Consider the following 13,759-nt stretch of genomic DNA (forward strand, 5'->3'; position numbering starts at 1 on the left):
ACGTGTGTTTTTCGGATCTCCGGACAGGGGGTTTTTGTCCCAATTTGGAGGATCGGCGAGTTTCGTCCCCCGAGGGGGGAATAAGCGCCGGAGGGGGGTGGTCCGCGTGCGGTGCGCACGCGGACCACCTGCGGGATCAGACCCCGAAGGGGGCCGGATACGTGATCGTTCCCCGCGGAACGGAAACGGAACCGTCGAGCACCAGTGCCATCAGTGCCTCGTCCGGGACCTCGAAGGGCGCCCGGATCCCGAACCGGGAGGCCCGCACGAAGCCGAACCGCGGATAGTAGTCCGGGTGCCCGAGGACGAGGACCAGCGCCGCGCCCTGCTCCTTCGCGGCCGCCAGCAGCGCCCGGACGACGGAGCTGCCCGCGCCCGAGCGCTGGACCGCCGGGTCGGCGGCCACCGGGGCGAGCGCGAGCGCCGGCACGCCGTCGACCTCGCAGCGGGTCAGCAGGGCGTGCGCCACGACCGAGCCGTCGGGGCCCTCGGCCACGTACGACAGGCCCGCCATCCAGGCGGGGTCGGCGCGCAGGGCGTCCACGAGGTCCGCTTCGAGGGGCGTGTCGAAGGCCGCGAGGTGAACGGCCCGCACTGCGGCCCGGTCGGCGGCCGTCTCCGGCCGGGCCGGCCAGGCGCCGCCGTCGCCGGCGGTCACCGGGCGCAGGACGTAGCCCGTGTACCCGTACTCGTGGCCGTGCCGGGCCCGTACGGCGATCTCCTCCCGGGCGCCGGCCAGCGCGGCGGCCGTCGCCCGATCCGGGGTGGACCCGGCGGCGGCCGCGACCTCGTCGGCCCGGGCCGCGAGCGGACCGTAGTACGCGGCCCAGTCGGAGTCGGGCAGGCGGTGGACGCCCAGCACCCGGTAGCCGGCCGCCTGGGCGGCGGCGATGTTGCGGGCGGTGGAGCGCAGGCCGCCGTGCGGGTCCCAGAAGGCGCGGGCGTCGGCGGACGGCTCGTCGACCGTCCACTCGCACTCGGTGAGCACGAGGGTGCCGCCCGGTGCGAGCAGGTGCTTCCACCGGGCCAGCGCGGTGTCGAAGCCCAGGAGGTAGGCGGAACCCTCCGCCCAGACGAGGTCGAAGGACCCCTCGGGGTGGGGGAGCGCGCCCATGTCGGCGTGGACGGGGTGGACGCGGCCGTCGAGCCCGCGGTCGGCGGCCGCGGCCCGCAGCTCGTCGAGGAAGTCCTCGTGCAGGTCGACGGCGGTCACCTCGGCGCCGTGCGCACCGGCCTCGGCGGCGAGCAGCAGGGCGCTGCGGCCGGGGCCGCAGCCGAGGTCGAGGGCGCGCGGCCGCTCGGGCAGCGGCCCGCACAGCGAGAGCAGGTGCCGGGTGGTCGCGTCGGAGCCCGGCGCCTGCCGGGGCAGGCCGCTGTGCAGGGCGAAGAACGCGGCGGAGAGGTCGGCGGGGGAGACGGAACCGGAGGGGGAAGCTGCGGTGGAACCGGAGTGGTCGGTCACTGTGAACCCTTGGTGAGAGGGCACCGGCCGACGGACCGGATCGCGGTGATCAGGCCCGGCCGGCAGCCCGGTGGAAGGCGGGGACGAACCGGAGTGCGCTGCGCTCGGCAGCGACCGCTGCGACGGTCATCAACCCACCTCCTGTCACTCAGATCACTCGTGCCGCTCATATCACACGCAATTCGCGTGAGCCGCCCCACTTTAACACCCGGAGGGTTTGTCGGACCTCGACGCGATCACCGATGATGATCCCACCGGGCCTCCGAGGCTCGGAATCTTCGGCCTATCGGGCGGCAAACGGGTGGTGAACCCCGGCTTCCGTTCATCCGATAGCCTCTGCCGACGTGCCGCCGCCCCCGTGCGGCGCCCGCTGCCGTGTTCGCTGCAAGGAGTGAGTTCGTCTGTCGACCGTCATCCTCACCGGCCTGCCGGTCCCCGGATCACCGCTTAACGACGATCTGCGCTCCCTCGGCTTCGACGTCCGCCCCGCCACCGGGCCCGCCGAGGCCGCCGCGGTGCTGGCGGGCGTACCCGCCGGGCAGCGGGTGGCCGTGGTGGACAGCGGCTTCGTCGGGCACGTCCACGCACTGCGGCTCGCGCTGACCGACCCCCGCTTCGACGCCTGCGCCGTGACCGGCGCCTTCACCGTCCAGCCCGCCGCCCGCGCGGCCCTGGACGAGGCCGTCGCGCTCCCGGTGGACGGCAGCGGCCCGTACGCCGACCGGCTCGCCGCCGCCGTCGAGGCCGGCGGGACCGCCGTCCAGCGGCCCGAGCTCGGCAGCCTCGTCGCCGCCGTCGCCGCCGACGGGGCCGAGCGCGAGGCGGCCGCCGCCGCGGTCGCCGCCGTGGACGACGAGGCCGTCCGGCTGCGCTCCGCCGTGAAGTCCCGCGACGGGTTCTTCACCACCTTCTTCATCAGCCCGTACTCGCGCTACATCGCCCGCTGGTGCGCCCGCCGCGGCCTGACCCCGAACCAGGTCACCACCGCCTCGCTCGTCACCGCGCTCATAGCGGCCGGCTGCGCCGCCACCGGCGAGCGCTGGGGTTACGTCACCGCGGGCGTGCTGCTGCTGGTCTCCTTCGTCCTGGACTGCACCGACGGGCAGCTCGCCCGCTACTCCCTGCAGTACTCGACGATGGGCGCCTGGCTCGACGCGACCTTCGACCGGGCGAAGGAGTACTCCTTCTACGCGGGCCTCGCCCTCGGCGCCGCCCGCACCGGGGACGACGTCTGGGGCCTCGCCCTCGGCGCGATGATCCTGATGACCTGCCGGCACGTGGTGGACTTCTCCTTCAACGAGGCCAACCACGACGCCACGGCCAACACGAGCCCCACCGCCGCCCTCTCCGACCGGCTCGACAGCGTCGGCTGGACGGTCTGGGTCCGGCGCATGATCATCCTGCCGATCGGCGAGCGCTGGGCGATGATCGCGGTACTGACCGCGTTCACCACCCCGCGGATCGTGTTCTACGCCCTGCTCGTCGGCTGCGCCTTCGGCGCCCTCTACACCACCGCCGGCCGGGTGCTGCGTTCCCTGACCCGCAAGGCGAAGCGGACCGACCGGGCCGCGCAGGCGCTGGCCGACCTCGCCGACAGCGGGCCGCTCGCCTCCGTCCTGGCCTCGCCGCCCGACAGGGCCCTGGCCGCCAGTGCCTCGGTGGGGCTGGCCGTCGTCGGCTCCGCGCTGATCGTCGGGGGAGCTGCGCGGCAGGCGTTCGGCGATCTGTGGCTGATCGGCACCGCCGCCGCGTACGTGATCTTCTCCGGGGCGGCCGTCTCCCGCCGGCTCAAGGGCCCCCTGGACTGGCTGGTCCCGCCGCTGTTCCGGTTCGCCGAATACACCACCGTCCTGGTGCTCGCCGCCAAGGCGGACGTCCCCGGAGCCCTTCCGGCCGCATTCGGACTGGTCGCGGCGGTCGCCTACCATCACTACGACACGGTCTACCGCATCCGCGGAGGCTCCGGCGCACCCCCCCGGTGGCTGGTGTGGACCATCGGCGGCCATGACGGCCGGGTCCTGCTGACCGTGGTCCTGGCCGCGGTCCTCGCCCGGGACGCGTTCCCCGTCGCGCTCACGGTCCTCGCCGTGTTCGTGGCACTCGTGGTGCTCGTGGAGAGCATCCGCTTCTGGGTCTCCTCCGGGGCACCCGCCGTACATGACGAAGGAGAACCAGCATGATCGGCCTTGTCCTCGCTGCCGGTGCCGGACGCCGCCTGCGTCCCTACACCGACACCCTGCCCAAGGCCCTCGTGCCCGTCGGCCCCGAAGGCGACGAGGAGAGCCTGACGGTCCTCGACCTGACCCTCGGCAACTTCGCCGCGGTGGGCCTCACCGAGGTCGCCGTCGTCGTCGGCTACCGCAAGGAGGCCGTCTACGCGCGCCAGGCCGCGCTGGAGGCCAAGTACGGGCTGAAGATCACGCTGATCGACAACGACAAGGCCGAGGAGTGGAACAACGCCTACTCCCTGTGGTGCGCCCGTGAGGTCCTGAAGCAGGGCGTGATCCTCGCCAACGGCGACACCGTCCACCCGGTCTCCGTCGAGCAGACCCTGCTCGCCGCCCGCGGCAACGGCCAGAAGATCATCCTCGCCCTCGACACGGTCAAGCAGCTGGCCGACGAGGAGATGAAGGTCATCACCACCGACGGCCAGGGCGTCCGGAAGATCACCAAGCTGATGGACCCGGCCACCGCGACCGGCGAGTACATCGGCGTCACCCTGATCGAGCCCGAGGCGGCCGAGGAGCTGGCGGACGCCCTCAAGGCGACCTTCGAGCGCGACCCCGACCTCTACTACGAGGACGGCTACCAGGAGCTGGTCAACCGCGGCTTCACCGTCGACGTGGCCCCCATCGGCGACGTCAGGTGGGTCGAGATCGACAACCACGACGACCTCGCCAAGGGCCGGACGATCGCATGCCAGTACTGACGAGGCTCATTCCCTCCCCGGTCGTCGTCGACATCAGCAACGGGGCGATGGACAAGCTGGACGGCATCCTCGCCGACCAGCGGATCTCCTCGTCCGGCAAGCTGGCGATCGCGATCAGCGGTGGCTCCGGCCGGGCGCTGCGCGCCCGGCTGGCGCCGGTCCTGCCGTACGCCGACTGGTTCCCGGTCGCGGACGGCACCATCGACTCGGCGGTCAAGCTCGCCGACGACATAAAGGGCCGCCGCTACGACGCCGTGGTGGGGCTGGGCGGCGGCAAGATCATCGACGTGGCGAAGTACGCCGCGGCGCGGGTCGGGCTGCCGATGGTGGCGATCGCCACCAACCTCTCGCACGACGGGATCTGCTCCCCGGTGTCCATCCTGGACAACGACAACGGGCGCGGCTCCTACGGCGTCCCCACACCGATCGCCATGGTGATCGACCTCGACGTGATCCGGGAGGCCCCCTCCCGGTTCATCCGGGCCGGCATCGGGGACGCCATCTCCAACATCTCGGCGATCGCCGACTGGGAGCTCTCGCACAAGATCACCGGTGAGGCCGTCGACGGCCTCGCCGCCGCCATGGCGCGCAGTGCCGGCGAGTCGGTGCTGCGCCACCCCGGCGGCTGCGGGGACGACGAGTTCCTCACGGTGCTCTCCGAGGCCCTGGTCCTCTCCGGCATCGCCATGTCGATCAGCGGGGACACCCGGCCCTCGTCCGGCGCCTGCCACGAGATCAGTCACGCCTTCGACCTGCTCTACCCGGGGCGCTCCGCGCTCCACGGCGAGCAGGTGGGCCTCGGCGCGGCCTTCGCGATGCACCTGCGGGGGGCGGCCGAGCAGTCCGGGCTGTTCGTCGAGGTGTTGCGCCGCCACGGGCTGCCCGTGCTGCCCGAGGAGATCGGGTTCAGCGTGGACGAGTTCGTCGCGGCCGTCGAGTACGCCCCGCAGACCCGCCCGGGACGCTTCACCGTGCTGGAGCACCTCAACCTGTCCGAAGCCGATATCAGGGACGCGTACGCCGACTATGCCAAGACCATCCGTAGCTGAACTCCGGCCCGTCGTGCACCCGGCGGGCGTCAAGGACCGGCGCAGCGGCGAGCACTGGGGCGGCCGCCTCTACATGCGCGAGGTCTCGCTGCGCATCACCCGCGTCCTGGTGGGCACCAAGGTCACGCCCAACCAGCTGACCTACCTGATGACGCTGTGCGGCGTGCTCGCCGCCCCGGCCCTGCTGGTGCCGGGCGTCTGGGGCGCCGTCCTCGGCGTGGTCATGGTCCAGCTGTACCTGCTGCTCGACTGCGTGGACGGCGAGGTCGCCCGCTGGAAGAAGCAGTACTCGCTCTCCGGCGTGTACCTGGACCGCGTCGGCGCGTACCTGTGCGACGCGGCCGTGCTCGTCGGCCTCGGCCTGCGCGCCGCGGACCTGTGGGGCGGTGGCCGGATCGACTGGCTGTGGGCCTTCCTGGGCACCCTCGCGGCGCTCGGCGCGATCCTGGTCAAGGCCGAGACCGACCTGGTCGGGGTCGCCCGTCACCAGGCCGGCATGGCCCCGGTCAAGGAGGCCGCGGCCGAGCCGCGCTCGTCCGGCATGGCGTTCGCCCGCCGGGCGGCGTCCGCGCTCAAGTTCCACCGGCTGATCCTCGGCATCGAGGCCTCGCTGCTCGTGCTGGTGCTGGCCGTCGTCGACCAGATGCGCGGCGACCTGTTCTACACCCGGCTCGGTGTCGCCGTCCTCGCCGGCATCGCGCTGCTGCAGACGGTGCTGCACCTGGTCTCCGTCCTCGTCTCCAGCAGGCTGCGGTGAGCGCCCCGCTGCGCGTCGGCGCGGTGATCATCACCATGGGCAACCGCCCCGACGAGCTGAAGGCGCTGATCGACTCCGTGGCCCGCCAGGAGGGCGGCCCCGTCGAGGTCGTCGTCGTGGGCCAGGGCGTCGAGGTCACCGGGCTCCCCGACGACGTGCGCACCGTCACGCTGCCCGACAACCTGGGCATCCCCGGCGGCCGCAACGTCGGCATCGAGGCCTTCGGCCCCGGCGGCGGCGACGTGGACGTACTGCTCTTCCTCGACGACGACGGGCTGCTGGAGCGCACCGACACCGCCGAGCTGTGCCGGCAGGCCTTCACCGAGGACCCCCGGCTCGGGATCATCAGCTTCCGGATCGCCGACCCGGAGACGGGTGAGACCCAGCGCCGGCACGTGCCACGGCTGCGGGCCGCCGACCCGATGCGCTCCTCCCGCGTGACGACCTTCCTGGGCGGCGCCAACGCCGTGCGCACCTCGGTGCTCGCGCAGGTCGGGGGCCTGCCCGCGGAGTTCTTCTACGCGCACGAGGAGACCGACCTGGCCTGGCGGGCCCTCGACGCAGGGTGGTCGATCGACTACCGGGCGGACATGGTGCTGCTGCACCCGAAAACCGCCCCCTCCCGGCACGCGGTCTACCACCGTATGGTGGCCCGTAACCGGGTGTGGCTCGCCCGCCGCAACCTGCCCGCGCCGCTGGTGCCGGTCTACGTGGGCGTCTGGCTGCTGCTGACGCTCCTGCGCAGGCCCTCGGTCCCGGCCCTCAAGGCCTGGTTCGGCGGTTTCAAGGAGGGCTGGACCACCCCCTGTGGTCCCCGGCGCCCCATGAGGTGGCGCACGGTCTGGCGGCTGACCCGGCTGGGACGACCGCCTGTCATCTGACGCTCCGGCGTCTGAGAACATGGCGCGGTCACGGTCCGTACGCCCAGGTCCGATGCCACCTACTGCCGCATCTTGAAGACGGAAAGTTTCAACTTGTGAGTGACACAACCCAGGACGGCGCCCTCGCCACGAGCAAGCCGCCGTCCGAAGACGCGGGGCTGTCCCCCGCCGAGCTCGCCCGGAAGTACGGCCTGTCCGTCAGCGGCGCCCGGCCCGGCCTCGCCGGGTACGTGCGGCAGCTGTGGGACCGGCGCCACTTCATCCTGGCGTTCTCCCGGGCCAAGCTGGTCGCTCAGTACAGCCAGGCCAAGCTCGGCCAGATCTGGCAGGTGGCGACGCCGCTGCTCAACGCGCTGGTCTACTACCTGATCTTCGGCCTGATCATGGACGCGGGCCGCGGGATGGGGAAGGACGTCTACATCCCCTTCCTGGTGATCGGCATCTTCGTCTTCACCTTCACCCAGAGCTCGGTGATGGCCGGCGTGCGCGCGATCCCGTCCAACCTCGGACTGGTCCGCGCCCTGCACTTCCCGCGCGCCTCCCTGCCGATCTCCTTCTCGATGCAGCAGCTCCAGCAGCTGCTGTACTCGATGATCGTGGTGTTCGTCACCGTGGTGGCGTTCGGCAACATGCCGCGGCTGTCCTGGCTGCTCGTGGTGCCGGTGCTGGTGCTGCAGTTCGTCTTCAACACCGGTCTCGCGCTGGTCTTCGCGCGCATGGGTGCCAAGACCCCGGACCTCGCGCAGCTGATGCCGTTCCTGACGCGCACCTGGATGTACGCCTCCGGCGTCATGTTCTCGATCAACGAGATGCTCAAGGAGAGGTCCGCGTTGGTCGCGGACCTGCTCCAGTGGAACCCGGCGGCGATCTACATGGACCTGATCCGCTTCGCCCTGATCGACAAGTACGGCCCGGAGAACCTGCCGCCCCACGTCTGGGCCGTCGCCCTGGGCTGGGCCGTCGTGATCGGCGTCGGCGGTTTCGTGTACTTCTGGAAGGCTGAGGAGCGTTACGGCCGTGGCTGAGAACAACAGGGGTCTCGTCCCCACCGTCATCGCCGACGACGTCCACATCGTCTACCGCGTCAACACCGGCAGCTCCGGCAAGGGCAGCGCCACCGCGGCGCTGAGCAAGATAATGCGCAGGGGCAAGGGCGACGCTCCGGGCGTCCGCCGGGTCCACGCCGTGCGCGGCGTCTCCTTCACCGCCTACCGCGGCGAGGCCATCGGCCTGATCGGCTCCAACGGCTCCGGCAAGTCCACCCTGCTGCGCGCCATCGCCGGCCTGCTGCCCTGCGAGGCCGGCAAGGTGTACACCGACGGCCAGCCCTCGCTGCTGGGCGTCAACGCGGCGCTGATGAACGACCTCACGGGCGAGCGCAACGTGGTCCTCGGCGGCCTGGCCATGGGCATGAGCCGCGAGCAGATCCGCGAGCGCTACCAGGACATCGTCGACTTCTCCGGGATCAACGAGAAGGGCGACTTCATCTCCCTTCCGATGCGCACGTACTCCTCCGGCATGGCCGCGCGCCTGCGCTTCTCCATCGCCGCGGCCAAGGACCACGACGTGCTCATGATCGACGAGGCGCTGGCCACCGGTGACCGCAAGTTCCAGGTGCGCTCCGAGGACCGCATCCGCGAGCTGCGCAAGCAGGCCGGCACCGTCTTCCTGGTGAGCCACAACAACAAGTCCATCCGCGACACCTGCAGCCGCGTCCTGTGGCTGGAGAAGGGCGAGCTGCTGATGGACGGGCCCACCGAAGAGGTCGTCTCGGCCTACGAGAAGGCCACCGGGCACTGACCGCCGCCGCCGCAGGCCCCCGCCGCCCCGAGCGGTCGGGGGCCTCGGCGTGTCCCCGGCGCGGGCCGGGTGTGTCGCCGGCGTGTCCACGGCGTGTCCCCCGGGGCGCGTCCGGGGCAATTCGGGCCGACATTCGGTAGCGCTGCGAATACCCCGGAAGGTTCCGCGGCGTTGTACAGCGTAAGCTGGAGCGGCCCTGAACCGCGGCAAGAGGGGACGATTCCCCGCAGGTGAACGGCCTGGGACAGCCCGGGGAAAGTCCGGCGGCGTGTCCGAAATAGGATGTATTGCGTCGGCAGTGTAGAACGGGAGATGTGACGGCAATGGCTACGGGAATTCTCCGGCCCCCAGGCATTACGGCCGTCCGCGCCGCGGGCGGCGGGCGGTGACCCCGGCGCACGGCATCCGTCCCCGGCAGACCCCGGCCCCCGACGCCCACGCGAACGCCACCCTCGGCAAGGCCCGGACGGAGAACTTCCCCGTCGCCCCCGCCTTCCTGCCCCGCGCCTGGCGCGACGGGCTGATGGCCGTGTACGGCTATGCCCGCCTCGTCGACGACATCGGCGACGGCGACCTCGCCCCCGGCGGCCGCGACGCCGTCCTCCTCGGCCTCGAACCCGCCGCCGCCGACGACCGGCCCGCGATGCTCGACGCCCTCGAGGCCGACCTGGGGCGGGTCTTCGGATCCGGCGGAGGCACCCCGCGCCACCCCCTCCTCCAGGCCCTGCAGCCCGTGGTCCGCGCCCACGCCCTCACCCCCGAGCCGTTCCTCGGGCTGATCGCCGCCAACCGCCAGGACCAGCACGTCACCCGCTACGAGACGTACGGCGACCTGCTCGCCTACTGCGAGCTCTCCGCCAACCCCGTGGGCCGCCTCGTCCTCGCCCTCACCGGCACCGCCACGCCCGAACGGATCCGCCGCTCCGACGCGGTCTGCACCGCCCTGCAGATCGTCGAACACGTCCAGGACGTCGCCGAGGACCTCGACCGGAACCGGATCTACCTCCCCGCCGAGGACCTGCGCCGTTTCCACGTGGCCGAAACCGACCTCAAGGCCCCCACCGCCGGCGCCTCCGTCCGCTCCCTCGTCGCCTACGAGGCCGCCCGCGCCCGGGACCTGCTGGACGAGGGCACCCCGCTCGTGGGCAGCGTCCACGGCCGGCTCCGGCTGCTGCTCGCCGGGTTCGTCGGCGGCGGCCGCGCCGCCCTGCGCGCCGTCGCCGGCGCCGGCTTCGACGTACTCCCCGGCCCTCCGCGGCCCACCCGGAGCGGCCTGCTCCGCGAGGTGACCGCCGTCCTGCGCACCGCGCCGAGAAAGGGGTGAGCCCGACCGTGGAGGGTTCCGCACACACCACCGCGCCGTCCGCGCCGATCCTGGCGGCCTACAGCTACTGCGAGGCCGTCACCGGGGCGCAGGCGCGCAACTTCGCGTACGGCATCCGGCTGCTGCCCACCGACAAGCGCCAGGCCATGTCCGCCCTGTACGCCTTCTCCCGACGCGTCGACGACATCGGCGACGGCACGCTCCCCGCCGGGGCCAAGCTGGCCCGCCTGGAGGAGACCCGGGCCCTGCTCGGCCGGATCCGCGACGGCGAGGTCGACGAGGACGACACCGACCCCGTCGCCGTCGCCCTCACCCACGCCGCGCGCCGCTTCCCCATCCCGCTCGGCGGCCTCGACGAGCTCATCGACGGCGTACTGATGGACGTCCGCGGCGAAACGTACGCGACCTGGGAGGACCTGGAGCTCTACTGCCGCTGCGTCGCCGGGGCCATCGGACGGCTCTCCCTCGGCGTGTTCGGTACCGCGGCCGGCGCGGCCGGTGCCGAGCGCGCGAGCGAGTACGCCGACACCCTCGGCCTCGCCCTACAGCTCACCAACATCCTGCGCGACGTCCGCGAGGACGCCGGCAACGGGCGCACCTACCTGCCCGCCGAGGACCTCGCCAAGTTCGGCTGCGAGGGGGGCTTCGCCGACGGCCGGCTCCCCGCCGGAGCCGACTTCGCCGGCCTCGTCCACCACGAAGTCCGGCGCGCCCGCGCCCTGTTCGCCGAGGGCTACCGGCTGCTGCCCATGCTCGACCGGCGCAGCGGCGCCTGCGTCGCGGCCATGGCCGGCATCTACCGCCGCCTCCTCGACCGCATCGAACGCGAACCCGAGGCGGTGCTCCGCGGCCGGGTCTCCCTGCCCCCGCACGAGAAGGCGTACGTCGCCGTGCGCGGCCTGTCCGGCCTCGACGCCCGGACCGTCTCGCGCCAGCGCACCAGGAGGACCGCGTGACCGCGACCGCGCACCACGCCGTGGTCGTCGGCGGCGGCCTCGCCGGCGTCACCACCGCCCTGGAACTCGCCGACGCCGGCGTGCGCGTCACCCTCCTGGAGGGCCGCCCCCGGCTCGGCGGGCTCGCCTTCTCCTTCAAGCGCGGCGACCTCACCGTCGACAACGGCCAGCACGTCTACCTGCGCTGCTGCACCGCCTACCGGTGGTTCCTCGACCGCATCGACGGCGCCGCCCTCGCCCCGCTGCAGGACCGGCTCGACGTACCCGTCCTCGACGTCGGCCACCCCCGCGGGCCGCGCCTGGGCCGGCTGCGCCGCAGCGCCCTGCCCGTCCCGCTGCACCTGGCCGGATCGCTGGCCCGCTACCCGCACCTCTCGCTCGCCGAGCGGGCCGCCGTCGGGCGCGCCGCCCTCGCCCTGCGCGGCCTGGACCCCGCCGACCCCGCCCTCGACGGGCTGGACTTCGCGACCTGGCTCGGCCGCCACGGCCAGAGCCCGCGCACCGTCGAGGCCCTGTGGAACCTCATCGGCATCGCCACCCTCAACGCCACCGCCGAGCACTCCTCGCTCGCACTGGCCGCCATGGTCTTCAAGACCGGCCTGCTCTCCGAGAACGGCGCCGCCGACATCGGCTGGGCCCGGGTCCCCCTCGGCGACCTCCACGACACCCTCGCCCGCACGGCGCTCGACGCCGCGGGCGTACGGACCGAACTGCGCACCCGGGTCACCTCCGTCTCCCGCACGCCGGACGGCAACTGGCGCGTCGCCACCGAGGCCGAGACCCTCGACGCCGACACCGTCGTGCTCGCCGTCCCGCAGCGCGAGGCCCACGGGCTGCTCCCGGCCGGCGCGCTCGCCGACCCCGACCGGCTCCTGGACATCGGCACCGCGCCCATCCTCAACGTCCACGTCGTCTACGACCGCAAGGTGCTGCGCCGTCCCTTCTTCGCCGCGCTCGGCACCCCCGTCCAGTGGGTCTTCGACCGCACCGAGTCCTCCGGGCTGCCCGACGGCGGCCAGTACCTGGCCCTGTCCCAGTCCGTCGCCCAGAACGACATCGACGAACCGGTGACCGTCCTGCGCCGCAGATACCTCCCCGAGCTGGAACGGCTGCTGCCCGCCGCGCGCGGCGCCAAGGTACGCGACTTCTTCGTCACCCGGGAGCGCACCGCCACGTTCGCCCCCACCCCCGGCGTCGGCCGGCTGCGCCCCGGGGCGTGCACCGACACGCCGGGTCTCTATCTCGCCGGTGCGTGGACCGCCACCGGCTGGCCCGCGACCATGGAGAGTGCCGTCCGGAGCGGCCTGAGCGCGGCGCACGCCGCGCTCGCCGCACTCGGCCGCCACCGGGCCCATCCCTTGCAGGAGGCGGCATGACGATCACCAACACCACCGGCACCGCACGCACGGAGAACAGAGGAGAGCCAGTGAACCCGGGGAACCCGGCCGTCGAGAACACCGAAGCCGGTAACAGAGCGGCGGAAGCGGCGCCGACGGAGGTCGCGGACACCCTCGCCCTCCTCGAACGCGGCCGCACCCTGTCCACTCCCGCACTGCGTGCCGCGGTGGAACGGCTCGCCGCGCCCATGGACACCGTCGCCGCCTACCACTTCGGCTGGATCGACGCCCAGGGCAACCCCGCCGACGGCGACGGCGGCAAGGCCGTCCGCCCCGCCCTCGCACTGCTGTCCGCCGAGGCCGCCGGAGCCCCCGCCGAGGTGGGCATCCCCGGCGCGGTCGCCGTCGAGCTCGTCCACAACTTCTCCCTCCTGCACGACGACCTGATGGACGGCGACGAGCAGCGCCGCCACCGCGACACCGTGTGGAAGGTCCACGGCCCGGCCCAGGCCATCCTCGTCGGCGACGCGCTGTTCGCCCTCGCCAACGAGGTGCTCCTGGAGCTCGGCACCGTCGAGGCCGGCCGCGCCACCCGCCGCCTGACCACCGCCAGCCGCAAGCTCATCGACGGCCAGGCCCAGGACATCTCCTACGAGCACCGCGAGAGCGTCAGCGTCGAGGAGTGCCTGGAGATGGAGGGCAACAAGACCGGCGCCCTGCTCGCCTGCGCCATCTCCATCGGCGCCGTCCTCGGCGGCGCGGACGACCGCACGGCCGACAAGCTGGAGGAGTACGGCTACCACCTCGGCCTCGCCTTCCAGGCCGTCGACGACCTCCTCGGCATCTGGGGCGACCCCGAGTCCACCGGCAAGCAGACCTGGAGCGACCTGCGCCAGCGCAAGAAGTCCCTGCCGGTCGTCGCCGCCCTCGCCGCCGGCGGCCCCGCCGCCGAGAAGCTCGGCAAGCTCCTCGCCGCCGACGCCAAGAGCAACGACTTCGAGAACTTCTCGGAGGAGGAGTTCGCCGCCCGCGCCGCCCTCATCGAGGAGGCGGGAGGCCGCGAGTGGACCGCCGAGGAGGCCCGCCGCCAGCACGCGATCGCCGTCCGTGCCCTCGACGACGTCGACATGCCCCAGCGGGTGCGCGAACAGCTCGTCGCCCTCGCCGACTTCGTCGTCGTACGCAAGAGGTGATCGCCACCCTCGTCACCCGGGTACGGATATGACGCGCGAGTCGCCGGCCGGCGCCACCAGCCCGTAGCGCC

12 protein-coding genes are annotated in these 13,759 nt (G+C 72.8%); 11 read left to right on the forward strand and 1 reads right to left on the reverse strand.

All coding sequences use genetic code 11. The features are described from left to right. Positions 1-136: 136 nt before the first annotated feature. Entirely contained in the window at positions 137-1,381 is a 1,245-nt protein-coding gene (locus ACZ4VL_RS24085) for a GNAT family N-acetyltransferase (protein ID WP_468203720.1), read from the reverse strand. Positions 1,382-1,863: 482 nt separating this feature from the next. Between ACZ4VL_RS24085 and ACZ4VL_RS24090 the strand changes: the two genes are divergently transcribed. The 11 genes from ACZ4VL_RS24090 (at position 1,864) to ACZ4VL_RS24140 (ending at position 13,688) form a co-directional block, all read left to right on the forward strand. Next, positions 1,864-3,642 carry a DUF5941 domain-containing protein gene (locus tag ACZ4VL_RS24090; protein WP_468203722.1) on the forward strand — a complete coding sequence of 593 codons (1,779 nt, stop codon included), beginning with the start codon at positions 1,864-1,866 and terminating at the stop codon, positions 3,640-3,642. After that, positions 3,639-4,391: a phosphocholine cytidylyltransferase family protein gene (locus ACZ4VL_RS24095; protein WP_468203560.1), complete on the forward strand. Its 753-nt coding sequence runs from the start codon at positions 3,639-3,641 to the stop codon at positions 4,389-4,391. The genes ACZ4VL_RS24090 and ACZ4VL_RS24095 overlap by 4 nt, the downstream gene beginning before the upstream one ends. Further along, positions 4,379-5,440, forward strand: coding sequence for an iron-containing alcohol dehydrogenase family protein (locus ACZ4VL_RS24100; protein WP_404235067.1), 1,062 nt, complete (start codon positions 4,379-4,381; stop codon positions 5,438-5,440). The genes ACZ4VL_RS24095 and ACZ4VL_RS24100 overlap by 13 nt, the downstream gene beginning before the upstream one ends. Continuing rightward, a complete protein-coding gene (locus ACZ4VL_RS24105) occupies positions 5,418-6,197 on the forward strand; it encodes a CDP-alcohol phosphatidyltransferase family protein (protein ID WP_468203565.1) in 780 nt (259 codons plus the stop codon). The genes ACZ4VL_RS24100 and ACZ4VL_RS24105 overlap by 23 nt, the downstream gene beginning before the upstream one ends. A gap of 35 nt (positions 6,198-6,232) precedes the next feature. After that, positions 6,233-7,078: a glycosyltransferase family 2 protein gene (locus ACZ4VL_RS24110; RefSeq protein WP_468203724.1), complete on the forward strand. Its 846-nt coding sequence runs from the start codon at positions 6,233-6,235 to the stop codon at positions 7,076-7,078. A 95-nt stretch (positions 7,079-7,173) separates the two neighbouring features. Continuing rightward, positions 7,174-8,103 (forward strand): ABC transporter permease, encoded by a 930-nt coding sequence (locus ACZ4VL_RS24115; RefSeq protein ID WP_468203569.1) that lies wholly within the window; start codon positions 7,174-7,176, stop codon positions 8,101-8,103. After that, entirely contained in the window at positions 8,096-8,878 is a 783-nt protein-coding gene (locus tag ACZ4VL_RS24120; protein ID WP_468203572.1) for an ABC transporter ATP-binding protein, read from the forward strand. The genes ACZ4VL_RS24115 and ACZ4VL_RS24120 overlap by 8 nt, the downstream gene beginning before the upstream one ends. A gap of 385 nt (positions 8,879-9,263) precedes the next feature. Further along, positions 9,264-10,202, forward strand: coding sequence for a squalene synthase HpnC (gene hpnC / locus ACZ4VL_RS24125; RefSeq protein ID WP_468203575.1), 939 nt, complete (start codon positions 9,264-9,266; stop codon positions 10,200-10,202). After that, complete coding sequence (gene hpnD, locus ACZ4VL_RS24130; protein ID WP_468203577.1) at positions 10,199-11,158, forward strand: presqualene diphosphate synthase HpnD; 960 nt, start codon at positions 10,199-10,201, stop codon at positions 11,156-11,158. Before hpnC ends, hpnD begins: the two co-directional genes overlap by 4 nt. Continuing rightward, positions 11,155-12,534, forward strand: coding sequence for a hydroxysqualene dehydroxylase HpnE (gene hpnE / locus ACZ4VL_RS24135; RefSeq protein WP_468203580.1), 1,380 nt, complete (start codon positions 11,155-11,157; stop codon positions 12,532-12,534). The genes hpnD and hpnE overlap by 4 nt, the downstream gene beginning before the upstream one ends. 50 nt (positions 12,535-12,584) lie before the next feature. Further along, entirely contained in the window at positions 12,585-13,688 is a 1,104-nt protein-coding gene (locus ACZ4VL_RS24140) for a polyprenyl synthetase family protein (RefSeq protein WP_468203726.1), read from the forward strand. The last annotated feature ends 71 nt before the right edge of the window (positions 13,689-13,759 follow it).

The organism is Streptomyces sp. NPDC029014, assembly GCF_055564695.1.